We start from the raw sequence: 22,083 nt of genomic DNA on the forward strand, positions 1-22,083 counted from the left end.
CTTCTGGAATAAAGAATAGGCGCCCAGTGTCGCGATGGAGTTCCCCACTGTCATGGCTTTTTTACCAAAAGCCGCCATAGGCACAATCAATAGCGCTGCTTTTAATAACGCTGTTCTTAATAACGCTGCTCTTAATAACGAAAGTGCCCGCCCTGAATCTGCGCCAACAATTGGCCGGTCACCGGTACATAGCAGTCCGACCCCGGCAGCCACGCATACACCGGGTCATTACCCGCTTTGTCCGGGTCGAAGGCCTCCTCCTTGAGCCGCACTTTCTGGTACTTGAAGGTGCCGGTGGTTTCCATCTTCACCTTGATCCGCAGGAACAACGGCACCGCGTAAGGCGGAAGTTGGCCGTGAGCGAACTGCAGCAATTCACGCATATCCAGGGAGGCCAGGGACTCACTTGGGGTGATGGCGACCATGCCGGCGCGGCCATTGGTGTTTTCGATCTCGACACCGTAGGCCACCACTTCGGCGATCTGCGGGTGTTGCAACAGCACATTCTCCACTTCGGTGGTGGAGACGTTTTCGCCCTTCCAACGGTAGGTGTCGCCAAGGCGGTCTACAAATTGCGCATGGCCGAAGCCGATACTGCGCAACAAGTCGCCGGTATTGAAGTAGCGGTCGCCCTTCTCGAACACGTCGCTGAGGACTACCTTGCGGTTCTTTTCCGGGTCGGTGTAGCCGTCGAACGGCGATTTTTCATCGATCCTGGCCAGCAGCAACCCCTGCCCGCCCGTTTGCACCTTGCGCATGAAACCGTCGCTGCCACGGACCGGCTCACCCGCTTCGTGGGAGTAGTCCACCAGTGCCCAGTGCTGCAGGCAGAAGCCGATGGTGTTGTCGAAATTCAACACATTGGTGAAACCGATATTGCCGTCGCTGGCGGCATACAGTTCGCAGATGTGTTCAACGCCATAGCGTTGCTTGAACTGGGCCCAGACGCCGGGGCGCAGGCCGTTACCGACCATCTTGGTCACGCGGTTATCGAGATCCTGCGCGCTGGCGGGCTGGTCGAGCAGGTAGCGGCACAACTCACCGACATAACCCAGGGTGGTTGCGTTGAATCTGCGCGCATCGTCCCAGAACTGGCTGGCGCTGAATTTACGCCGGATGGCGAACCCCGACGCCCCGACAATCGCCGAACCCCAGCACACGCACAGGCCAGTGGCGTGGTACAGCGGCAAGGTGCAATACAGGATGTCTTCGGGGCCCATGTCCAGGGCGATGCTGCCGAAGCTCACGGCGGTTTTAGTCCAGCGCCCGTGCTTCATGATGCCGGCCTTGGGCAAGCCCGTGGTGCCGGAGGTGTAGATATAGAAGCACGGGTCGTTGAAGAAGATTTGCCCGGTGCTGGCGGGGTTGTCCACCGGGCATTCGGCAACGGCGGCCATCAGGTCGATATAGCCATCGGGCACTGTGCTTGACTGCTGGTCGGCGACAAACCAGGTTCTTTGCGCAGTGATCGCCACTTGATCGCGCACCGCAGCGTAGGCAGCCACCAACTCCGCACCCACCACAATCGCCACCGGGCTGACCAGGTTCAGGCTGTGCACCAGCGCCGCCTGGGTTTGCGAGGTATTGAGCATGGCGCAGATGCCGCCCAGCTTGGCCACGGCCAATACGTTGAGCAGCAATTCGGGACGGTTTTCGATAAACAGCGCGACCACATCACCCTTGCCGATGCCCTGCGCGTGCAGGTGATGGGCAATACGGTTGGCACACTGGTTGGCTTCGCGGTAACTGAGCACCCTGTCGGCGTACAACAACGCCGCGCCGTCAGGGTTGCGCAGGGTGGCCTGTTCGAAGTGCCAACCCAGGCCGCAGGGTTGCTGGGGGTCGGTGACATTCGCGGCGCGCATGCCGCGTACCACGCGTGGCAGGGCTCGAACAATCGCGGGCACCTTACGCAGCATCTTGCCCCAGGTGATCATGTCGTCTTGCGGATGGGTCATGGCGGAACGTCCTTTTTCTTATTCTTCGTATGAGCCAGGAACACCGGCAATCCTGTCGCCAGGAGGCCGAGCGCCTTGCAGGAAAATACGCCTGCCGTTCTTTGGCTGTACACGCAGGATTTGAAAAGTTTTGTATCCCAGGGCAGCGCCGCCACAAAAATGGAATTGTGCGGCCTCTGGGCAGTCATTATGAGTAAGGGCGACCTGAAACGGTCGGCCTCGATAGCGCAAAATGCAGGATGCACGATGGCCATTCATGCAATTTGCACGAAACTGAAAATAAGGATATTTTTTAAGTGATTGTTTTATAACGATTTTTTACAAATACGAATACTGGCACAATCACTGCACCTATCACTCCACGCTTGCCAACTTGAGCCAACGGAGCTGATAGACATGAGCCTGATCCAAGATAAATTCGCTTCTGTATTCTCCCAATACGACGTCACCACTCAGCCACGCCCAGACGGCGGCATCCTGTTGACCCTGCGCAACAGCGAAGGCAAACAGGTCAAGCGCTCGATTTCGTATCAACAGCTGCACACCGCCGACCAACTGACGTGGGTGATCAGCGCCATCCGCCGCGACCTGGCCGAACAAGCCAGCGACCTGCCGCAAATTTCGATGCTGCAAAGCCAGAACCGCTTTGCGTTGCCGACTTACCATTCGGCCTAAGCAACTGCTGTGCAAAAAGGGCCGCGACGCCATTAAGCGTCGCGGCCCTTTTTTTATGGCGTGTCAGCACAGACCCTGGCGGGTAGCCTCATTCATCGCCTGTACGCGATTGGTGACTTCCAACTTGCCGTAGATGTTACGCAGATGGAATTTGACCGTGGCTTCGGAGGTGGCGCGAATCTGGCTGATTTCCCAGACGGTCTTGCCCTCCGAGGCCCAGCGCAGGATTTCCAGCTCAGTCGGCGTGAGAGGCTTGCCGCCTAAGCTCAGCCGCCTTCTAACCACCACGGGCACGGTAACCAGCGTACGACACGACTCCTCTGGGCCACTCATTGATCTCTCTCCTTGTATTAGCGGATGCCCTGCCATCATTCGGATTGCTCCTATTGACAGGTGGCGCAAACATCAAAAACGAAAGAGAGAGTTACATAACGAATGGGATGAAAGCACAAGGCGCAGCATAAACAGCTACGCCCTACAGGAAATTAGGCTTATTCCTACAACAACTTCCAACTCGCCTGAGTTGAACAGTTAAATACTTGTGCTTAGTCGTCCAGGCCTGGAAAACCACCGGTAATATCAGCGCCGGTAAACTCAGGTACCCGGCCTTGGGCGGTGTTGAACAAACGCAGGGTTACAAAGTGTGGATTCTCACCCATGTCGAACCAATGCGGCATACCGGCCGGAATCACCAGCAGGTCATTTTTCTCACAGCGCACCGCGTATACGTAGTCGCCCACGTGCACGCTGAACAGGCCTTGGCCCGCGATGAAGAAACGCACTTCGTCTTCGCTGTAGCGGCGCTCATCGAGGAACTGCGCACGCAGCTCGGCTTTCTGCGGATGCTCGCCGCTCACGCTGAGCACCTCCACAGCCGCGTAGCCAAGGCTATCGATCTGCGGTTGGTATGCAGCGATCATTTCAGCATTGCTGGCGCCCTTCTCGATAGGGCTAGGTTGCCAGCGCTCAAAGCGTACGCCGTGTTCGGCCAGGGTCTTGGCGATATCGTCGAAGTGGGTCAGGACCTTGTTCGGGGTATCGGGTGTAGCAACGTGGTAAACAGCGACATAACTCATTGCTCGTCTCCTTTATTCGGCTCTTGCAATCGAAGGCCAATGATAATGGCGGCGGCCAGCGCCGCGACGCTGGCGATGCTGAAGGTCAGGGTCGGGCCCAGCAGGTTCCAGCTATAGCCGGCATACAGCGCGCCCACCGCGCCACCGGTGCCGGCCAACGCGGCATACAGCGCCTGGCCCTGGCCTTGCTGGCGATCACCGAAGCTGCGTTGAACAAAGGCAATCGCCGCCGCGTGGAAGCTGCCGAAGGTGGCCGCGTGCATCACTTGCGCCAGCAGCAGCACCCAGAAAAATTCGGCGAATGAGCCCAACAGCAACCAGCGTACGGCCGCCAGCAGGAAACTGGCCAGCAGCACCCGACGCACCGAAAAGCGTGTGAGGATGCGGCTCATGGCTAGGAACATCAGCACCTCCGCCACCACCCCGATGGCCCAGAGCATGCCGATCACGCCACGGCTGTAGCCCAGGTGTTCCAGGTGCAGGGTGATGAAGGTGTAATACGGGCCGTGGCTCATTTGCATCAGCGCCACGCAGGCATAAAACGCCAGAACGCCGGGGCTGCGCAATTGCTTGAGAAAACCGGCACCGGCCAGGCGATTGCCGTGGGTAACAGGCTGCGCGTTGGGCACCCACAGGCTGGCGCCGATGATACCGGCCATGATCACCACGACCACCACCGGATAAATGTCCAGGCTCAGCCAATCGAACAGGCGCCCCATGATCACCACAGTGAGGATGAACCCGATGGAGCCCCACAGGCGGATCTGGCTGTAGCGTGAGGTTTGCTTTTGCAGGTGAGCCAGGGTGATCACTTCAAACTGCGGCAACACGGCGTGCCAGAAGAATGCGTGCAGCGCCATCACCAGGGCCAGCCAAGCGTAGGTCTTGCTCACGAAGATCAGTGAGAAGCTGGCCAGGGTGCACACCGCGCCAAAGCGCACGATGGCCAGCCGCCGACCGGTATAGTCGCCGAGCCAGCCCCACAGGTTTGGCGCCACGCAGCGCATCAGCATGGGGATGGCCACCAGCTCGCCAATGCGCGCGCTGGAGAACCCCAAGTGATCGAAATACAGCGCCAGGAACGGCGCCGTCGCCCCGAGCAGGGCGAAGTAGAAGAGGTAGAAGCTGGAGAGGCGCCAGTACGGGAGGGCTTGGGTCATGCGGTAAGGGGCTGCTTCGCAGCCCAGCGGGAGCAAGCTCGCTCGCCACAGGCCGTCACAGCTGGCCCAGTACCGGGGTACTCACGCGTACATCAGCATTTTGCCCACGGTTGCGCAGCAGATGATCCATCAACACGATGGCCATCATCGCCTCGGCAATCGGCGTGGCACGGATGCCGACGCATGGGTCGTGGCGGCCCTTGGTGATCACGTCCATTGCGTTGCCGTGCACATCGATCGAACGGCCCGGGGTGGTGATGCTCGACGTGGCCTTGAGGGCCAAGTGCGCAACGATCGGTTGGCCGGAGGAAATACCCCCGAGGATGCCGCCCGCGTTGTTGCTGAGGAAACCTTCCGGCGTCAGCTCATCACGGTGCTCGGTGCCGCGCTGCGACACACAGGCGAAACCGGCGCCGATTTCCACACCCTTCACCGCGTTGATGCTCATCAGCGCGTGGGCCAGCTCGGCGTCGAGGCGGTCGAAGATCGGCTCGCCCAGGCCTGGCTTCACGCCTTCGGCCACGACGGTGATCTTCGCGCCGACAGAGTCCTGATCGCGGCGCAACTGGTCCATATAGGCTTCCAGTTCCGGCACTTTGTCCGGGTCAGGGCTGAAGAAAGCGTTGTCATCCACGCTGTCCCAGGTCTTGAACGGGATCTCAATCGGGCCCAGTTGGCTCATGTAGCCACGGACCACGATGCCCTGAGTGGCCAGGTATTTCTTGGCGATTGCACCGGCGGCCACACGCATGGCGGTTTCGCGGGCCGAGCTGCGGCCACCGCCACGGTAGTCGCGTTCGCCGTATTTGTGGTGGTAGGTGTAGTCGGCGTGAGCCGGGCGGAACAGGTCCTTGATCGCCGAGTAGTCCTTGGACTTCTGGTCGGTGTTGCGAATCAACAGGCCGATGGCGCAACCGGTGGTGCGACCTTCGAACACGCCGGAGAGGATCTCGACTTCGTCGGGCTCCTGGCGCTGGGTCGTGTGGCGGCTGGTGCCGGGCTTGCGGCGGTCGAGGTCACGCTGCAGGTCGTCCAGGGACAACTCGAGCCCTGGCGGGCAGCCGTCGACAATGGCGACCAACGCCGGGCCATGGCTTTCGCCCGCGGTGGTGACAGTGAACAGCTTGCCGAAGGTATTGCCGGACATGCAGGGCGCTCCGTGAAATCAGTTGAATCAAGTCAACCGTAATAACTTAAGGCAGCCAGTATACGCAGGCTAACCGACTAGTTCATCCTCGAAACCTTACCGGTAGACGTTGGTCCAACCGGCACCTTCCTCATGATGGCGCGATGATGCTGCGAGTTCTGCTTTTGACCCTCACCCTGTTTTCCAGCCTTGGCTTCGCCGCCTCCCCTGTCGTGCTGCAACGGCCCATCAGCCTGGACACCGGCAGCGGCGAGCTGTTTGGCTCACTTTTACTGCCCAAATCCGACAAACCGGTGCCGGTGGTGTTGATCATCGCCGGCTCCGGCCCCACCGACCGCAACGGCAACAGTGCCGACGGCGCGCGCAACGACAGCCTCAAGCGCCTGGCCTGGGTACTTGCCCGGCATAACATTGCCAGTGTGCGCTACGACAAGCGCGGCGTGGCCGCCAGCCTGGCGGCCACGCCCGACGAACGCAACCTCACGCTGGACGCCTACGTGGCCGACGCCGTGGCCTGGGGCAAGCTGCTCAAGGCCGACAACCGCATGGGCCCGCTGATTGTGCTGGGCCATAGTGAAGGCGCGCTGGTCGCCGCCCTCGCCGCGCCGCAGCTGGAGCCGGCCGGGGTTATTTCCCTGTCCGGCAGCGCCCGGCCGGTGGACCAAGTGATCCGCCAGCAATTGGCCAATCACCTGCCCCCTGCCCTGTTGCTGCGCAGCAACGAGATCCTCGACCACCTCAAGGCCGGCCAGGTGGATGCTGATGTGCCTGCCCCGCTGGAAGGTATTTTCCGACCCAGCGTGCAGCCGTACCTGATCAGCCTGTTTCGCGCCGATCCGTCAGCCGCTTTCGCCAAACTGCGCATGCCGGCGTTGATCATCCAGGGCACTAACGATATCCAGGTCGGCGTCGCGGATGCCCGGCAACTGAAAAACGCCAAGCCCGATGCACACTTGACGGTGATCGAAGGCATGAACCACGTGATGCGCATCGTGCCCAACAATGTGCAGCAGCAATTGGCCTCCTACAACGACCCGAAACTGCCCCTCGCCGCCGAACTGGGCGAGCGCATCGTGCGCTTTATCGACGGACTTCAAGCCCGTTAAGCGACTATTTACCTCCAGTCCTCAAGAAAGCGGCCGATAAGCCCAGGGTCGACAGTAAAAAGACTGTCGACTCGCAGGGCTTGGACAGGATCGCACCGCATGACAACCACAGAAGCTACACCAGAACCCATCGCCGACACCCCGGCCGAAAAACCCGAGGCCGTCGAGGCGGCGGCGCTGCCGTGGGCGGACGTGCAAGCCGAACATTTCAAGATGCTGCGCCTGGCGCCCCTGACCACGGACCGCGCCACCGGCGTGCGGCCGTTGCGGTTTGTGCAGTTCGGCTATGCCGAGCGCCACGATAAACACCAGAGCCTGTTGCGCATGGTCATCCAGTTGCCGGGCCAACGGGTACGGCGCGAGCAGAACCACTTGGATATCTGGGTCGATCACGATAAACACCGCGTGCACTTCGGCCCGGGCAACAGCCTGGAAATCGAACCGGCCAACCGTGGCATCGGTCGCTTCCTCGTCGCCCAAGGCGCAGCGTGGGCGAAAAAGACGTGGTCACACTACCGCGTCGACGGCGTGGACCTGGCCAACAAAGACGCCCTTAACGAAGCCACGCGCCTGCGCCGCGATCACTTCCTGCGCATCCAGGGTTTTGATGTGGCGTATGCCGATGTGCAGCATTTGAAAGGCAATGTACAACCCGGCAAAGTCAGCGCAGTGCTGGACAGTTGGAACACCGAGAAGGTGCAGTTCGTGGAAATCCTCGAAGCCGCACAGATGCTGCAACAGGCTGAGCAGAACCTGGCCGAGCAGGAAGTGAAGCTGCGCAAGGAAGAGGAAAAGGTCACCAAGTTCAAGCGTGAGGACAGCGGGTTGCGCTTTACCATCACCTGTCTGGTGGCGTTTACGGTGTTTCAGGCGGGGCTGTTGATCTGGATTGCGACACACCGATAGCGGGTGCAATGCGATCAAAAATGTGGGAGCTGGCTTGCCTGCGATGGCGGGCAACTGATACACCGCCATCGCAGGCAAGCCAGCTCCCACACTGACCGCATGCTTACTTTGAGTTCTGGTTAAACCCTGGCAGCAAACACCGCCTGATGTTCCCGGCACTGCTCAGCCGTCAACATGAACACGCCATGCCCACCGCGCTGGAACGCCAGCCAGGCAAAGTCGACTTCGGGGTACAACGCCTCGACGTGCACTTGGCTGTTGCCAACCTCGACAATCAGCAAGCCCTTCTCGGTCAGGTGGTCCGCCGCCTCGGCCAGCATGCGCCGCACCAGGTTCAGCCCATCATCGCCGCAGGCCAGGCCCAGCTCCGGTTCGTGCTGGTATTCGTCCGGCATGTCGGCGAAGTCTTCAGCATCCACATACGGCGGGTTGGACACGATCAAGTCAAAGCGCTGGCCCGGCAGGCCATCGAAGCCGTCGCCCTGCACGGTGTAGACGCGCTCGTCGACGCCGTGGCGCTCGATGTTCTGGTTGGCCACCTCCAACGCTTCAAAGGACAAGTCGCCCAGCACCACTTCGGCGTCCTGGAACTCATAGGCGCACGCAATGCCGATGCAACCGGAACCGGTGCACAGGTCGAGGATGCGTGCCGGCGGCTGGGCCAGCCAAGGTTCCAAGCGGTTTTCGATCAGCTCGCCAATCGGCGAACGCGGGATCAACACGCGCTCATCGACGATAAACGACATGCCGCAGAACCAGGCTTCTTTCAGCAGGTAAGCCGTAGGCACGCGCTCGTGGATGCGGCGGTGCAGCAAGCGCTGCACGTGGGAGATTTCCTCTTCCTCCAGATTGCAGTCCAGGTAGCTGTCGGCAATTTCCCAAGGCAGGTGCAAGGCACCGAGTACCAATTGCCGGGCTTCGTCCCAAGCATTGTCGGTACCATGGCCGAAAAACAGGTCTTCCCCATGGAAACGGCTGACAGCCCAACGGATGTGGTCGCGCAGTGTGCGCAGGCGGGAGGTGATCACGGGGGCAAGCTCCTGGAAAAAACGACTGGCGATTCTAACAGCCTTCGCCTGTACCGACGATGTACGAAAGCCCTTCACCATCCGTCGGATTTCATCCTATTTGCCATCATTGCGCTAAACAAGCCGCCCACTTGACATGGCTGCACGTCAACAACGGCGTACCTTACGATGGTAGCGATTCACAGAACCGCTCAGCCAGTGGACAATGTCACAAAAGCCCCCCTCACAGGAGCCCCAGAATGTCCGTTCCAAAGACGATGTTTCAACTCAGCGGTCGCGGTTACGCAGCAGCCAACCTGAACCATGCGACCCTCGTGATCATCGACGCCCAGAAGGAATACCTCAGCGGCCCACTCGCCCTCTCAGGCATGGACGCGGCGGTCGACAACATCAAGCAACTGGTCGCGGCAGCGCGCAACGCTGGGCGGCCGATCGTGCATGTGCGCCACCTCGGCACCGTCGGCGGTCTGTTTGACCCGCAGGGCGAGCGTGGCGAATTCATTCCCGGCCTGGAACCCCTGGGCGATGAAACCATCATCGGCAAGCTGCTGCCCAGCGCGTTCCACGGCACCGGTCTTGAAAAACACCTGCAAGACCTTGGCTCCCTGGACCTGATCGTCAGCGGCTTCATGAGCCACTCCAGCGTCAGCACCACCGTGCGCGCTGCCAAGAACCTGGGCTTTCGCTGCACCCTGGTGGAAGACGCCTGCGCCACGCGCGACCTGCCTTACAAAGGCGGCATCCTGAGTGCTGAACACGTACAGCAGACCGAAATGGCCATCATGGCCGATAACTTCGCGACCCTCGCGTTGACCAAAGATCTGATCTGATCGTCCTTCTGATGAGCGGCGCGGCAATGTTTATTGCCCCGCTCATCTGCAAAAGCTTTTCATTTTCTGCAATTGCCTCAGGCACAGGAACAACCTGTGTATCTTCCGGTCGAAGGGCCGATACCCTGGAGGAAAGGTCGGAATGAAGATATCCGATGGTTTTGATGCTCGTCGCTTGCGCCCCAAGGGCCCGAGCAATTGGCGTCTGCGCCTGGTAGCCGGCTTTGCCGCGCTGCTGGCCATTGTTGGTGTGCTGCTGGCAGGTGCCGGTGGCGCCGGTTTGTTTGGTCATTCGCCGGCGCTCGGCGAACTGAATGCCAGCCCGGGCGGCTCGGCTATCCTGTTAGGGATCGGGCTGTTGGTGCTCTGGTTTGGGGTGTGGTTATGGCGTCGCAGCCGTCGGCGGATGCGCCAGCCGTTGTCGCTGAACATTGCGTCGCACCTGATGAAAAAGCACGACTGATGGCGCTTGGATAGCGTTTCCTGCGCCCTGGCCGCCGCGATTTAGGTAAACTGCCCGCCCTTCGCGGAGGCTGACATGCAAGACGACGATTTTTCCCTGTTCAAAAACGAGCTGCGCGGCGTCAAGCCGATCAAGCACGACCGCGCCGACACCGGCAAACCCAAGACCGACCGGGCGCAGATTGCCAAGCTGCGCCAGGCCGCGACCGTGCGCACCGATGCCACCACCGTGGATGGCCTGTCAGACCAGTTCGTGATCGATGTAGGCCCCGAAGACGAGCTGATGTGGGCCCGCGACGGCGTGCAGGAAAGCCAGATGCGCAAGCTCAAGGTCGGCCAGATCCCATTCGAAGGCAGCCTTGACCTGCACGGCATGAACGTGGAAAAAGCCCGCGAAACCCTCTGGGCCTTCCTGGCCGAAGCGACCAAATTCGAAATCCGCTGCGTGCGCGTCACCCATGGCAAGGCCGTGCGGTTGGATGGCAAGCGGCCGATGATCAAGAGCCACGTCAACACCTGGCTGCGCCAGCATGCCCAGGTGCTCGGCTTTACCTCATGCCAGGCCCGCCACGGCGGCGCGGGCGCGGTGTATGTGATGCTCAAGCGCACCATGATGGAGGGGCGCGACGAGTAACAAGTGCCATCGTCAGGCTTGCAGCGATGTGTCCGCCACCGTAACCTTGCGCTTTGCGAAAATCCCACAGGTAGTTTCATGTCCCTGGAACAGAATTACACAGAGATCCTCGGCCAACTCGGCGAGGACGTCTCCCGCGAGGGCCTGCTCGACACGCCAAAGCGTGCCGCCAAGGCGATGCAGTACCTTTGCCGCGGCTATGAACAGACACTCGAAGAAGTCACCAACGGTGCCTTGTTCAGCTCCGACAACAGCGAAATGGTACTGGTGAAGGACATCGAGCTGTACTCGCTGTGCGAACACCACCTGCTGCCGTTTATCGGCAAGGCTCACGTCGCGTATATCCCGAGCGGCAAAGTGCTGGGCCTGTCCAAGGTCGCGCGGATCGTCGACATGTATGCGCGTCGCCTGCAGATCCAGGAAAACCTCAGCCGCCAGATCGCCGACGCGGTCCAGCAGGTGACCGGTGCACTGGGCGTTGCGGTGGTGATCGAAGCCAAGCACATGTGCATGATGATGCGCGGTGTGGAAAAACAGAATTCGTCGATGATCACTTCGGTGATGCTGGGTGAGTTCCGCGAAAACGCGGCCACCCGCAGCGAATTCCTCAGCCTGATCAAGTAACAGGCTGCGTAGGAAAAGGCCGGCGTTCATCGCCGGTTTTTTTTCGCCTGCAGAAATCAGGTAAGCTGCGGCCCCTTCTTCATGGGCAAGAGGTTTTCAGCCATGTTCGTCAAAGCACTTCGAGTGGGCCTCGGCCACGTCATCATCGCGGGCGACTTCATTACCCGCCCACGCAAAAAGCAGCGCCCCGCCGAACAACAGGCGCAGGTGAACGCTGCGGCCAAGGACCTGACGCTGTATCAGTTTCATGCCTGCCCGTTTTGCGTGAAGACCCGTCGTACGCTGCACCGTCTGAATGTGCCGGTGGCATTGAAGGATGCGAAGAACAACGCGCAAGACCGCCAGACCCTGCTGGAGCAAGGAGGCAAGATCAAAGTGCCGTGCCTGCGCATCGAAGAGAATGGCCAGACGACCTGGATGTATGACTCCAAGGTGATCATTGATTACCTGGACAAGCGGTTTGCTGCGGTCTGACAAACACTGGTTAACCGGTGTGGGCGCTGGCTTGCCTGCGATAGCATCAGCGCGCAGTACCTGAGCAACCGAGTTGCCTGCATCGCAGGCAAGCCAGCGCCTACATATGAACCTGTGTTTAATCCAGCATCAGTACATGCTTAGGATGGCTAGCCACGCGCTTAAGCCACGCCTGCACCGCCGGGTAAGGCGTCAGGTCAAAACCACCTTCATGGGCCACATGGGTGTAGGCATACAGCGCGATGTCGGCAATTGAATATTGCTCGCCCACCAGGTAGGGCGTGGCTTGCAGCTGACGCTCCATGACCTTCAAGGCCTTGTAGCCGCCTTTATGGGTGGTTTTGTATTCCTCCAAACGGTCTTGCGGCATGTTCAGGTAAAACTGAATAAACCGCGCCACTGCGATGTAAGGCTCGTGGCTGTACTGCTCGAAAAACTGCCACTGCAGCACCTGGGTACGCAGGCGTGGTTCGGACGGCAGGAACTCGCTGCCATCGGCGAGGAAGTTGAGGATCGCATTGGATTCCCACAGGCAGGTGCCGTCTTCGAGTTCCAGTACCGGGATCTTGCCGTTGGGGTTCTTGGCCAGGAATTCGGCGGTCTGGGTGTCGCCCTTGAGGATGTCGACATCGATCCATTGATACGGGATGCCCAGCAGGCTGAGCATCAATTTGACCTTGTAGCAGTTGCCCGACTTGTAATCGCCATAAACCTTGTACATGGGGCTCCCCTTATGCCGCTTGCGCGTGCTGTGCTTGCCGAACCACCGCGGCCAGGCGCTTGAGACCTTCGTCCAAACGGGCCGGGTCGATATGGCTGAAATTGAGGCGCAACGAGCCATGGTGCTGGTCGGGCTCGGAAAAGAACGGTTCACCGGGCATGAACGCAACGTCCTGATCTAATGCTTGCGCCAACAAGGTGCGGGTATCGAGCGGCTGTTTCAAGGTCAGCCAGAAGAATAATCCGCCTTGAGGTGTTTGCCAGTCGGCCAAATCACCGAAATGGCGCTGCAGCGCGGCCTGGAATGCATCACGCCGCTCGCGGTAAAAGCTGCGCAGTTCAGCCAGGTGCTGTTGGTATTTTTCGCTGCCGATCCACTGCATCGCCTGCCACTGGCCAACGCGGTTGGTGTGCAGGTCGGCCGATTGCTTGAGTTTGAGCAAATGCGGGAATAAATCCGGGCTGGCGATCAGGTAGCCGACGCGCAGGCCGGGCAGCAAGGTCTTGGAGACGGTGCCGGTGTAGATCCAGCTGGCCTTCTTCAGGCGGCCAGCGATGGGCTGCGCACTGGCGCCGTCGAAGGTCATCTCGCGGTAGGGTTCGTCTTCGATCAGGGTCACGCCGAACTCGTCGAGCAAGGCCGCGACGGCTGCGCGCTTGGCCTCGCTGTAGCGCACGGCCGAGGGGTTCTGGAAGGTCGGGATCAGGTAGATGAACGCCGGGCGATGGCGTTCGAGGCTGGCGCGCAGGGTGGCCAGGTCCGGGCCATCGGCTTCCAGTGGCACGGTCAGGCACTCGGCGCCGAACAGTTGGAAGATCTGCAAGGCCGCCAGGTAAGTCGGGCCTTCCAGCAGGACTGGGGTGCCCTTGTCGATGTACAGCTTGGCCGCCAGGTCCAGGGTTTGCTGAGAACCGCTGACCACCAGCACCTGGCTGGCCTGGCACGCCACGCCCAACGCGCGTGCTTGGTCGGCGAGCAGTTCGCGCAACTGTGGTTCGCCTTCGCTCATGCCGTATTGGCCAATGTTGAGCGGCATGCCGTCCCAGTTCAATGTGGGCAGCATGGCTTCGGCCGGCAGGCCACCGGCGAACGACATCACCTGCGGGCGCTGGGCCGCGGCGAGGATTTCACGAATCAAGGAGCTTTTGAGGCGCGTAACACGTTCAGAGAAGGCCATAAGGTCACCGGTGGCAAAGCACGTGGGAAATACGTCAAACTACTTGACCGAAATTACGACGGCTTGAGTAGATACGTCAATATGCTTGACCTTAAAAACCAGAACAGCCAGCAACAGGCGATGGAAGCCTTCTTCTTCGGCTACCAGGCCTTCACCGCCAAGGCCGACGAAATGCTTGAGCGCCGTGGCCTGAGCCGCGTGCACCAGCGCATCGTATTTTTTATCGCGCGTTACCCGGCCTTGAGCGTGAAGCAACTGCTGGAATTGCTCGGCGTGAGCAAGCAGGCGCTGAACATCCCGCTGCGCCAATTGCAGGAAATGCACTTGGTCAACAGCGTCGCGGCCGAGACCGACAAGCGCAAACGCCTGCTGGAGCTGAGCGAAGAAGGCCAGCGTTTCGAGCAGTCGCTGCGCCGCGAGCAGGTGAAACTGCTGCAACGTGCCTTCAACGAAGCCGGTGAAGCAGCAGTGGCGGGATGGTTGGCGGTGAACCAGGCGCTGGCCGGGCAGCCTTGATCTTCCCCGCTCACCACAAAGCCCCCTTGCTAGCCTTTCATCCACTTTCGCACAAACAATCGAAAACATTATTTGCTTTATTTGTATACAAAAGCATAATTCGCTTCGTGCGAGTTCCTGACCTATTGGTCAACAAAACCCGCCAGTACCTCAAAGCGCTGTTGCCCACTTTTGTGACCGGCGCTGGAAATAACAATAAAACTCTTGAGGAGTACTTGCTGTGGAAAGCCGAAAATCCGAAGCCCCGACGCTGGACCTCTCCCCGCCCAGCCTCACCCCCGCAAAGCATGGCTGGCTGGAACGCCTGTTCAAACTGAGCGCACATGGCACCACAGTGAAGACCGAGCTGATTGCCGGCCTCACCACCTTCATCACCATGGCCTACATCATTTTCGTCAACCCCAACATCATGGCCGACGCCGGCATTGATCACGGCGCGGCGTTTGTCGCCACCTGTATCGCCGCTGCGCTGGGCTGCCTGTTGATGGGCTTGTACGCCAACTGGCCGGTCGGCCTGGCGCCGGGCATGGGCCTGAACGCGTTTTTTACCTACACCGTGGTCGGCACCATGGGCTACCACTGGGAAACGGCGTTGGGTGCGGTGTTTATCTCCGGCGTGCTGTTCATGGGCCTGACCCTGTCGCGCGTGCGTGAATGGCTGCTCAACAGTATTCCGGTGAGCCTGCGCCATGCCATGGGCGCCGGTGTGGGTTTGTTCCTCGGGGTGATTGGCCTGAAAACCGCTGGCATCATCGTCGACAGCCCGGCCACCTTGATCAAACTCGGTTCGCTGCACGAGCCCGCGCCATTGCTGGCGGCGGTGTGCTTTTTGCTGATCGCGATCCTCAGCTACCACCGCGTATTCGGCGCGATCCTCATCAGCATCATCGCCGTAACCCTGGCCGGCTGGGGCCTGGACCTGGTGCACTACAACGGCATTCTCTCCACCCCACCCAGCCTGGCGCCAACCTGGATGGCGATGGACATAAAAGGTGTATTCAATGTCAGCATGATCAGCGTGGTTTTTGCCTTTTTGTTTGTACACATGTTTGATACCGCCGGTACACTGATGGGCGTTGCGCAACGCGCCGGGCTGGTCGATGCCGAGGGCAAGATTCATAACCTGTCCCGTGCGTTGAAGGCTGACAGTGCATCGAGTGTATTCGGTGCCATGGTCGGCGTGCCGCCAGTGACCAGCTATGTGGAAAGTGCAGCCGGTGTTGCTGCTGGCGGGCGCACCGGGCTGACCGCCGTGACCGTGGGCGTGCTGTTTGTAGCGGCGATGTTTTTTGCACCGTTGGCCGGCATGATTCCGGCGTATGCCACCGCCGGTGCGTTGATTTACGTGGCGATGCTGATGATGGCGAGCATGGCCCATATCAACTGGGATGAGGCCACCGACAGCATTCCGGCGATTGTCACGGCGATCATGATGCCGCTGACGTTCTCGGTCGCCGACGGTATCGCCCTGGGTTTTATCACGTACGTGGCGCTGAAGGCCGGCACCGGCAAGTACCGTGAGATTTCCATCAGCTTGTGGGTGCTGTGCGTGATTTTCATCGCAAAATTCATCTTCCTGTAGTTCGCAGGAAACGGCCGAAAACCGCCTCACCTCCGGGTGGGGCTTTTGCACGAATGGAGGACTGTAAATGACCCTGGAAACCTGGCTGCTGTTCAGCGGTGCTGCATTGATCGTGATCCTGATCCCCGGCCCGCTGTCGCTGCTGATGATCAGCAACAGCCTCAACTACGGCCTGCGCCGTTCGTACCCGGCGTTTCTCGGCGGGGTGTTTGCCTCGATTTGCCTGCTGAGCGCCTCGGCCTTGGGCCTCGGCGCCCTGCTGCTGGCGTCGGAACAGCTGTTCAGTGCGTTGAAAATCGTCGGCGCGCTGTACCTGTTTTATCTGGCGTGGCAAAGCTTTCAGCAATCGCGGCAACCGGCCCATCGCGCCGACGTGCCGCACATGGCAGCCACCCCGCGCTTTCGCACACTGTTTGGCCGGGCCTTTGTGCTGGGCGCCAGCAACCCCAAAGACATCCTGTTTTTCGCCGCCTTCCTGCCGCAGTTTCTCAGCGCTGAGCAAGCCTTCCTGCCGCAATTGCTGATCATGATCGCCACTTGGACCGTGCTCGACCTGCTGTGCAAGCTGGCGTACGGCCTCGGCGCCCACGGTGCTGCGCGGTATTTGCGCAGCGGCACGGGCCAGAGCTGGTTCAACCGGGTCAGTGCCCTGCTGTTTGGCGGCGCGGCGACGGCGGCGCTACTCAAAAGCTTGCCGGCATGACTTTGACAAAATACACAGTGGCCGGCTCGGCAAAACGTACCGGCCATTGAATACCCGCCACCAGCCTGACCAGGCGGTTTTCGTCCATGGCGATTTCGATGGCGGCAAACTCCGCTGAGAATGGCACGCTTGAGCTGATACGGTTTCGAAACCATGGATCGGAAAGCTCTGGCGCCACCCTGGAGCGTAGGTTGACGTTGTTACTATCAACCCATTGGGTCAGCACAAAATAGACGGTGTCGGTGTGTGGGTGAGTGCAGTAGAAATCCAATGCTGCTGTCGCTCCACGCCGTCTTGCGATGCCGTTGACGGTAAAACCATGGCGCTCGAGAATCTGCCTGACGGCTGCCTCTGCCGATTGCGAGCGAATGATAGTGTTGCCTCTGCGCCTGAGCAACGCGGCGTTGAGGCGGCTGGGCGGGGTGAAATCCAGACGCATCGCCCCCGGCGCCAATCCTTCAGAGCCTATATTGAAACTACGGCCACCCGGTTCGCCCACGGGCTGTAACAACTTCAGCAAATCGACCATGCGCCCCTGGGTCCCCGGCGCCAGCCAATGATCGAGCGTGGCCCTGATATTGAGTAAATGCGTCGCCGTCATCGTCGGGTCGGAGCCCGCCAATTCGATGAGCCGCTCGCCGAAAAACCGCCTGCTGCCTGCGGTCATACCAGGAAAAGCCCTGCCCACCGTGGCCTCCAGGGGCTCATCAAACAGTGCCAAATGGGGCGTCCACCGCCCATTGGCACCGAGGGTCGTCGGCATGGGCTGCTCGGCTGCGCCAACGCCCAGCCAACGGTCCATATCCATATAGGCCCTGAAGCCGAGGTCATGATTTCTCATGATAAAGACAAGGTTCGGGGACAGCGCGTTAGTGCCCTGAGGCAACAGCCGGTAATAGTTCGCCCCTATTTTCAACACTTCATAGGCCGGATACCCCGCCACTGCCGGCACTTGGAAAATTCCGCGCGGTGGCGCCACCTCGGTCAGCGCTTGCTCCCACTGAAAGCCCCAGCCTTGCCAGGAGGCGTCGCTGGCCGCCGGTGATGCGCGCAAGGCCGTTTCCATGCCCGCGCGCGATGGCGGTGACCAATCACTTGTGCCTCTGATCGGAGCCCAAGGCTGTAACACACCTGAGCTGGGCCCCGGCACCGGCGAGTCGGCCCCCAACTCCCATTCCCGGGCCTGCTCAATCCGTAGAATCAGCTCATCCGACCCTTCGGCCTTGGGGTTTTTCAGGCGCAGGCCGCCTTCGTTCTTGTGTTGATACACCGGGTAGGCGTCGTCACCGTCGACAATATACTGCTGGCCATTTTTCACATACCGGCCCTTGCCTCCCGGCCCTTTCAACTCAATCGCCCCCTCCAATGCGCCGCTTGCCTTGAAGCACGCAAGCAGCTGGGTCGGTTTGGCCGGTGCCGCCTTCAGGCCGGCGAGCGCAACGGCAACGCTTTGATAGCGATGCACGCGGGGTATGGCGACCTGCGCAGCACGCGCATTCTTGGGGCCAGGAGCAAAGGTCATCAGCACGTCAACAAACGTCAGTATCGTCAAAAACGCCACATCCACTGCGTCATGGGCAGAGCCGCTGAAGTGATAGCGCCGCGCCGCGAGCAGCACTTCATACACGCTGATACCAACACCCAATACCGGCACAAATGACAGTAACCCCCGGATGCTCGCTTCATGCTGATCGCTGAAGCGTTGCTCACGGTACTCATCCAACGTCGCAGAGGAACGGGAGCGGGCTCGAGTGCGGCGTTGCAGCTCGAGCACCCGGGCATGGGCTAACAGCGCCAGTGCATGGCCGTGAGAGGTGACCACAGCCTCCAACCACAGCTCTGGCTGCAGCGCAATCTGCTCCTTGATTTGCGCCTCAATGGTATCCAGGGCAACCGCCGGTTCTTTATGCTCAACCGTGAAAAATTCGACGATTACAGCAACAAAGCGTTGCAGGCCTGTCAGGTAGGGCCTGGCCGAGTAAGGCTGTCTGGGATCTACCTGGAGGCTAACGCCTGGGTAACTGGCAAGTGCCGTGGACTCCCAGCCAGGCGCCACCTGGCGCGCCAACATTTTCAGGTTCTCAGGTAATGCGCCCAGCCGATTCAACGCTTCCACGGCGTCGGCGAACGTGTTGTACCCGACCATTATTCGGCTTGCCACTGCCATGGGCCAATACAGCACGCACACACCCGAGATTTTGTCATGTATCAAGAGCACGCCGGTGATGTGGCGATCATGCTCCAGGGTAACGCCCACCAGTCGCACAACCGCCAGTTGCGCGTCAAACCCATCGGCCTTCAGGTCGCCTACCGCCCGCGCAGCCATAGCGAAGGTAAACAGACGCTGGGCCTTGTCGCTCATGCCTTGTCGAATCCCCGAGTACAGATGCACCTGCGCGCGTTGTTTCAGGGCCCGATACACCAGTGCTTCAGACAGGCCAGAGGACCGGGCCGGGATGGACGCCGGCGGATAAAAAGCCCTCCAGATCTGATTCTCGTACTCGCCGCCCACATTCAGCGACGAGATCATTTTGATCAGATAGGGCACGCTCAACCGCTCTTTCCAGACCGGGTCCAGCCAGCGGGCACGGTTCAAGCGCCAGCGGGTCCAGGGCGCCTTGGGGTCGAGGTTGTGCAGCGCTAATTGCAGCAAGCTGAAAGTCGTACGCTGCGGGCTGACGACCATTTTAATGTTGCGATCCCCCACCACACACCCGCTCGTATAGCCGCAGTACTGGGAACTGACCTCATCAGGCATGTCGAATAAGGGTTTATCGATATCCAGTTGCGGGTAAAAACCATCCTTGGTCAATTGTGCAATCAGGGCTTTGCGGGCGAAGGCATCGAGCTCAGGCAGGTCCTGCCAGAGCTTGCTATCCACCGCCCAGGCGTTGAGCAGATAACGGCGGGATAAGCGCTTGTATTGCCTGCGTTGACTCGTCGAGGCGATGCCAAGCCACGAAGGCAGTTTTTTCGCCTGACGAGCCGCCTCTTGCAACAGGTTGATGTTGGCCAGGGCCAGTGTTCGCGCGTCATTGGCGGGCACTTGCAGGCTCTCGAACAGCTCCTGGGCGAGCAGTGCGCGACTCAACACCGGATCACTGACCTCGCTGAACAGTCTGACGCCCTGATCAATACGCTTGTCCATCGCGGCGTAATGTTGCGTCAGTTTAAGGAACAGGTCCTTGAGAATGTGACGTTCGATCGCCGCATAGCTGACCCCCAAGGGCGTACCCGCGGGCAACCGGCTGATTATCGTACGCAGGCTCTCACGTTGGTGACGCTCAATGCAGCGCCACAGTATCGACCCATCCCGACTGTTCAGGCTGGCCCGCAGGCCCTCGGCGAAGGCGTCCAGGCTCTCGAACGCGACGATCCCACCCAACCGGCCGATCACGCAAAACAACACCGGGTGCTGGTGTGCCGGATGAGCCTGAGCCTCGTGGGCGGTCACCACAAAAGCCCCCAGCAACGGCAACGCCGTGGCAGCCTCGCCGCCTACCGTGACCTGAAGCACACAGGTGTCGGTGGCGTTCTTTGCAGGCACCCAGGACTTACTCAACGCAGCCTTCAATCGCTCTAGGTGCGCGGGTGAGATCAGGTTCAAGCGTTGCTGCATATAAGCCTCGTGCTGTAAGGCCTGGTGTTGCGCGGCACCCACCAGCGAGGCACGATTGCGCGAACCTTCGAGTTGCTCAAGCCAGAAGGTTTTTTGAAACACGCGCTCTTGCGGGCCTTGCGCCCACTTGCTTGCCGCCTCCACCTGCTCCTGCCATTGGCGTTCAAGCTTCAAAAAGTCCTGGTAGGCCACGCTGTCGTTCGCCACGTCCGTCGCATCCAGCAAGGCTAAAAGGCCTTTTTCGTAACGCCCGAGCTGCTGCGCCCACGTGTTGATCGCAAGCCCCTGGGTCAGGCTGCCTCCTACAATTTCCCTGCTGCGTCGCCGGTGATCCCACGCAAGCAAGGTGTCCAGGGTACGTCCCAGCCTTGCGAAACCGACGATGCGCCGGCGGCCTTTTTCGATGAACGCGAGATAGCGTTTTGTAGTCGGAGCGGAGGCGGTGTCCGCCGCCTGAATGCCCACCGCGGCAAAATTAATCGATAACGCGCAGGCCAGTTCGTTATCCCACTGCGCGTCCAGCAGCTCGGTCGCGCTGGCCTGCAACACATCGTCCTGGTGTGTACCAATCAGTTGCAGGCTGAACGCCATGGGCGTGGCGCTTGCCGTATTACACAGCTCATGCCAGCGGCGCAGCGGCAGGCATTGCCACAAGACGCTGCTCAAGGGGCCGTTGACCAAGGTGGGCAGGTCGCACTGCAGTTGGTTCCAGGAACTGAACTCATAAAACTCACGCACCAGGCCGGGCAGGTAAATCACATGGGACGTATCCTCCACGTCGCCCTCACGGTAAATATGCAACGCCCCCGGAATCGGCACCTGAGCCTGATTAGTCCCAGGCCACACGACCCTGCTCACGAGCAGAGTCGCCCATTGCCCCCCGGCCTGCTTGCGCGCGGCGGTGCCAGGTATTTCCATCAGTTGCCGGACCATGGCAAAGCCACTGTCCGTGAGTTGATACAGACGATGCGCCAGCCACGCATTCTCGGCGAACAACGCCTGGCGCAATTGCACCCACCGCTCCCGCCGACTCAGCCAGGAACCGTGCGCCAGTTGCTGCCAATACGCACGCACCGCACTGTCGAGCCGATCGAGCAGCGCCAGCCCCTTGACCCGTTCGAGTGCTTGCAGCGCAGTAAACGGCAGGCGCCCAGTCGGGTCGTCCTTGATACTCAAGGTGGTGAACTGGTTGATATTGATCGGCACATACGGCTGGACGAGCAACGCCAAGGCGCGCTCGGTCAAACTGTCGACCTTCTGCGGCGAGCCCGACGCCCGCTCAGTGAACAGCACCGTGTCCGGGTCTAGAGCAAAGGCCTCGCGCAAGGCGCCCCGAATGATCCCTTGCACGCGGGGCGCACGCCCGATCAAGCCTTTGAGGTCCTTGGCGCATTCACGGCCCCGGGCCTGCGACGCGTGCAGTTGATTGATTTCATGGCTGGGGTGCGTGACCGCGTTGAGTCGGCGGGTCAATAACACCCGGATCGCTTCCTCACGCCGCACCTGGGAGGTTTGCGGGTCAGCGAAATCCAGCGTGTCGGCCCAGCGTGTGTCACTGGCCAGTGGGGCAAAAGAGCTGCTGTCTGTACTCATGGCGGACTGTTCCGTGCGCAAAAGCCCAGCTTAAGTACCTCGCCTCACAAGGGTGCGTTACATAGTAGAACCCTGCGCGGCCCAACCGCGCG

Annotated in this window: 21 protein-coding genes; 12 read left to right on the plus strand and 9 right to left on the minus strand. The window is 60.3% G+C overall.

All coding sequences use genetic code 11. The annotated features are described in order from the left end of the window. Window positions 1-131: 131 nt before the first annotated feature. Window positions 132-1,958 (minus strand): long-chain-acyl-CoA synthetase, encoded by a 1,827-nt coding sequence (locus K0P33_RS22460; protein ID WP_094951438.1) that lies wholly within the window; start codon window positions 1,956-1,958, stop codon window positions 132-134. 75 nt (window positions 1,959-2,033) lie between these two features. On the opposite strand from K0P33_RS22460, the gene K0P33_RS22465 reads away from it, so the two are divergent. Then, the gene (locus K0P33_RS22465; RefSeq protein WP_242151513.1) at window positions 2,034-2,258 is read left to right on the plus strand and encodes a hypothetical protein; all 225 of its coding nucleotides are present in this window, start codon (window positions 2,034-2,036) and stop codon (window positions 2,256-2,258) included. A gap of 96 nt (window positions 2,259-2,354) precedes the next feature. Next, the gene (locus K0P33_RS22470) at window positions 2,355-2,633 is read left to right on the plus strand and encodes a DUF3509 domain-containing protein (RefSeq protein ID WP_048721059.1); all 279 of its coding nucleotides are present in this window, start codon (window positions 2,355-2,357) and stop codon (window positions 2,631-2,633) included. Window positions 2,634-2,696: 63 nt separating this feature from the next. Here the strand turns inward: K0P33_RS22470 and K0P33_RS22475 are convergent, their stop codons facing one another. The 4 genes from K0P33_RS22475 to aroC all read right to left on the minus strand — a co-directional run bounded on the left by K0P33_RS22475 (window position 2,697) and on the right by aroC (window position 6,016). After that, window positions 2,697-2,966 (minus strand): helix-turn-helix transcriptional regulator, encoded by a 270-nt coding sequence (locus K0P33_RS22475; protein WP_094951440.1) that lies wholly within the window; start codon window positions 2,964-2,966, stop codon window positions 2,697-2,699. 212 nt (window positions 2,967-3,178) lie between these two features. After that, window positions 3,179-3,709 carry an acireductone dioxygenase gene (locus K0P33_RS22480; protein WP_094951441.1) on the minus strand — a complete coding sequence of 177 codons (531 nt, stop codon included), beginning with the start codon at window positions 3,707-3,709 and terminating at the stop codon, window positions 3,179-3,181. Beyond that, window positions 3,706-4,869, minus strand: coding sequence for an MFS transporter (locus K0P33_RS22485; protein ID WP_242151516.1), 1,164 nt, complete (start codon window positions 4,867-4,869; stop codon window positions 3,706-3,708). Before K0P33_RS22485 ends, K0P33_RS22480 begins: the two co-directional genes overlap by 4 nt. Before the next feature lie 55 nt (window positions 4,870-4,924). Continuing rightward, window positions 4,925-6,016 (minus strand): chorismate synthase, encoded by a 1,092-nt coding sequence (gene aroC, locus K0P33_RS22490; RefSeq protein ID WP_094951442.1) that lies wholly within the window; start codon window positions 6,014-6,016, stop codon window positions 4,925-4,927. A 143-nt stretch (window positions 6,017-6,159) separates the two neighbouring features. Between aroC and K0P33_RS22495 the strand changes: the two genes are divergently transcribed. Continuing rightward, window positions 6,160-7,122: an alpha/beta fold hydrolase gene (locus tag K0P33_RS22495; RefSeq protein WP_094951443.1), complete on the plus strand. Its 963-nt coding sequence runs from the start codon at window positions 6,160-6,162 to the stop codon at window positions 7,120-7,122. A gap of 99 nt (window positions 7,123-7,221) precedes the next feature. Continuing rightward, window positions 7,222-8,028, plus strand: coding sequence for a hypothetical protein (locus K0P33_RS22500; RefSeq protein ID WP_242151520.1), 807 nt, complete (start codon window positions 7,222-7,224; stop codon window positions 8,026-8,028). Window positions 8,029-8,147: 119 nt separating this feature from the next. Here the strand turns inward: K0P33_RS22500 and prmB are convergent, their stop codons facing one another. After that, entirely contained in the window at window positions 8,148-9,056 is a 909-nt protein-coding gene (gene prmB / locus K0P33_RS22505; RefSeq protein ID WP_242151523.1) for a 50S ribosomal protein L3 N(5)-glutamine methyltransferase, read from the minus strand. A gap of 239 nt (window positions 9,057-9,295) precedes the next feature. Here prmB and K0P33_RS22510 point away from each other — a divergent pair, with 239 nt between their 5' ends. From K0P33_RS22510 to K0P33_RS22530, 5 genes are all read left to right on the plus strand, one after another. Further along, window positions 9,296-9,886 carry a cysteine hydrolase family protein gene (locus K0P33_RS22510; protein WP_094951446.1) on the plus strand — a complete coding sequence of 197 codons (591 nt, stop codon included), beginning with the start codon at window positions 9,296-9,298 and terminating at the stop codon, window positions 9,884-9,886. A 142-nt stretch (window positions 9,887-10,028) separates the two neighbouring features. Next, window positions 10,029-10,349, plus strand: coding sequence for a hypothetical protein (locus K0P33_RS22515; RefSeq protein ID WP_094951447.1), 321 nt, complete (start codon window positions 10,029-10,031; stop codon window positions 10,347-10,349). Window positions 10,350-10,424: 75 nt separating this feature from the next. Beyond that, the gene (locus K0P33_RS22520) at window positions 10,425-10,982 is read left to right on the plus strand and encodes a Smr/MutS family protein (protein ID WP_083357563.1); all 558 of its coding nucleotides are present in this window, start codon (window positions 10,425-10,427) and stop codon (window positions 10,980-10,982) included. 78 nt (window positions 10,983-11,060) lie between these two features. Then, window positions 11,061-11,606 carry a GTP cyclohydrolase I FolE gene (gene folE, locus K0P33_RS22525; protein ID WP_024076633.1) on the plus strand — a complete coding sequence of 182 codons (546 nt, stop codon included), beginning with the start codon at window positions 11,061-11,063 and terminating at the stop codon, window positions 11,604-11,606. Window positions 11,607-11,708: 102 nt separating this feature from the next. Continuing rightward, complete coding sequence (locus K0P33_RS22530) at window positions 11,709-12,080, plus strand: glutathione S-transferase N-terminal domain-containing protein (RefSeq protein ID WP_094951448.1); 372 nt, start codon at window positions 11,709-11,711, stop codon at window positions 12,078-12,080. Between the two features lie 118 nt (window positions 12,081-12,198). Here K0P33_RS22530 and K0P33_RS22535 read toward each other — a convergent pair whose 3' ends face one another. Both K0P33_RS22535 and K0P33_RS22540 read right to left on the minus strand, forming a co-directional pair. After that, a complete protein-coding gene (locus K0P33_RS22535) occupies window positions 12,199-12,801 on the minus strand; it encodes a glutathione S-transferase family protein (RefSeq protein ID WP_094951449.1) in 603 nt (200 codons plus the stop codon). A 10-nt stretch (window positions 12,802-12,811) separates the two neighbouring features. Continuing rightward, window positions 12,812-13,978 carry a PLP-dependent aminotransferase family protein gene (locus K0P33_RS22540; protein ID WP_094951450.1) on the minus strand — a complete coding sequence of 389 codons (1,167 nt, stop codon included), beginning with the start codon at window positions 13,976-13,978 and terminating at the stop codon, window positions 12,812-12,814. 81 nt (window positions 13,979-14,059) lie between these two features. On the opposite strand from K0P33_RS22540, the gene K0P33_RS22545 reads away from it, so the two are divergent. The 3 genes from K0P33_RS22545 (at window position 14,060) to K0P33_RS22555 (ending at window position 16,779) form a co-directional block, all read left to right on the plus strand. After that, entirely contained in the window at window positions 14,060-14,494 is a 435-nt protein-coding gene (locus tag K0P33_RS22545) for a MarR family transcriptional regulator (RefSeq protein ID WP_094951451.1), read from the plus strand. 250 nt (window positions 14,495-14,744) lie between these two features. Then, complete coding sequence (locus K0P33_RS22550) at window positions 14,745-16,076, plus strand: NCS2 family permease (protein ID WP_242156099.1); 1,332 nt, start codon at window positions 14,745-14,747, stop codon at window positions 16,074-16,076. 67 nt (window positions 16,077-16,143) lie between these two features. Beyond that, window positions 16,144-16,779, plus strand: a complete 636-nt coding sequence (locus K0P33_RS22555; RefSeq protein ID WP_094951453.1) for a LysE family translocator — start codon at window positions 16,144-16,146, stop codon at window positions 16,777-16,779. Here K0P33_RS22555 and K0P33_RS22560 read toward each other — a convergent pair. Then, window positions 16,760-21,991, minus strand: a complete 5,232-nt coding sequence (locus K0P33_RS22560; protein ID WP_242151528.1) for a DUF6543 domain-containing protein — start codon at window positions 21,989-21,991, stop codon at window positions 16,760-16,762. The genes K0P33_RS22555 and K0P33_RS22560 overlap by 20 nt on opposite strands. Window positions 21,992-22,083: the final 92 nt, after the last annotated feature.

The sequence above is a fragment of the Pseudomonas sp. ArH3a genome (genome assembly GCF_022648765.1).
Taxonomy (GTDB): domain Bacteria; phylum Pseudomonadota; class Gammaproteobacteria; order Pseudomonadales; family Pseudomonadaceae; genus Aquipseudomonas.

Excerpts from the sequence above, each read along its gene's own strand:
- K0P33_RS22540 (WP_094951450.1), bottom strand. The coding sequence starts at position 13,978 with ATGGCCTTCTCTGAACGTGTTACGCGCCTCAAAAGCTCCTTGATTCGT.
- K0P33_RS22515 (WP_094951447.1), top strand. The coding sequence starts at position 10,029 with ATGAAGATATCCGATGGTTTTGATGCTCGTCGCTTGCGCCCCAAGGGC.
- K0P33_RS22520 (WP_083357563.1), top strand. The coding sequence starts at position 10,425 with ATGCAAGACGACGATTTTTCCCTGTTCAAAAACGAGCTGCGCGGCGTC.
- K0P33_RS22510 (WP_094951446.1), top strand. The coding sequence starts at position 9,296 with ATGTCCGTTCCAAAGACGATGTTTCAACTCAGCGGTCGCGGTTACGCA.
- aroC (WP_094951442.1), bottom strand. The coding sequence starts at position 6,016 with ATGTCCGGCAATACCTTCGGCAAGCTGTTCACTGTCACCACCGCGGGC.
- K0P33_RS22555 (WP_094951453.1), top strand. The coding sequence starts at position 16,144 with ATGACCCTGGAAACCTGGCTGCTGTTCAGCGGTGCTGCATTGATCGTG.
- K0P33_RS22495 (WP_094951443.1), top strand. The coding sequence starts at position 6,160 with ATGATGCTGCGAGTTCTGCTTTTGACCCTCACCCTGTTTTCCAGCCTT.
- K0P33_RS22480 (WP_094951441.1), bottom strand. The coding sequence starts at position 3,709 with ATGAGTTATGTCGCTGTTTACCACGTTGCTACACCCGATACCCCGAAC.
- folE (WP_024076633.1), top strand. The coding sequence starts at position 11,061 with ATGTCCCTGGAACAGAATTACACAGAGATCCTCGGCCAACTCGGCGAG.
- K0P33_RS22535 (WP_094951449.1), bottom strand. The coding sequence starts at position 12,801 with ATGTACAAGGTTTATGGCGATTACAAGTCGGGCAACTGCTACAAGGTC.
- K0P33_RS22545 (WP_094951451.1), top strand. The coding sequence starts at position 14,060 with ATGCTTGACCTTAAAAACCAGAACAGCCAGCAACAGGCGATGGAAGCC.
- K0P33_RS22560 (WP_242151528.1), bottom strand. The coding sequence starts at position 21,991 with ATGAGTACAGACAGCAGCTCTTTTGCCCCACTGGCCAGTGACACACGC.
- K0P33_RS22460 (WP_094951438.1), bottom strand. The coding sequence starts at position 1,958 with ATGACCCATCCGCAAGACGACATGATCACCTGGGGCAAGATGCTGCGT.
- K0P33_RS22500 (WP_242151520.1), top strand. The coding sequence starts at position 7,222 with ATGACAACCACAGAAGCTACACCAGAACCCATCGCCGACACCCCGGCC.
- K0P33_RS22470 (WP_048721059.1), top strand. The coding sequence starts at position 2,355 with ATGAGCCTGATCCAAGATAAATTCGCTTCTGTATTCTCCCAATACGAC.
- K0P33_RS22485 (WP_242151516.1), bottom strand. The coding sequence starts at position 4,869 with ATGACCCAAGCCCTCCCGTACTGGCGCCTCTCCAGCTTCTACCTCTTC.
- K0P33_RS22475 (WP_094951440.1), bottom strand. The coding sequence starts at position 2,966 with ATGAGTGGCCCAGAGGAGTCGTGTCGTACGCTGGTTACCGTGCCCGTG.
- K0P33_RS22530 (WP_094951448.1), top strand. The coding sequence starts at position 11,709 with ATGTTCGTCAAAGCACTTCGAGTGGGCCTCGGCCACGTCATCATCGCG.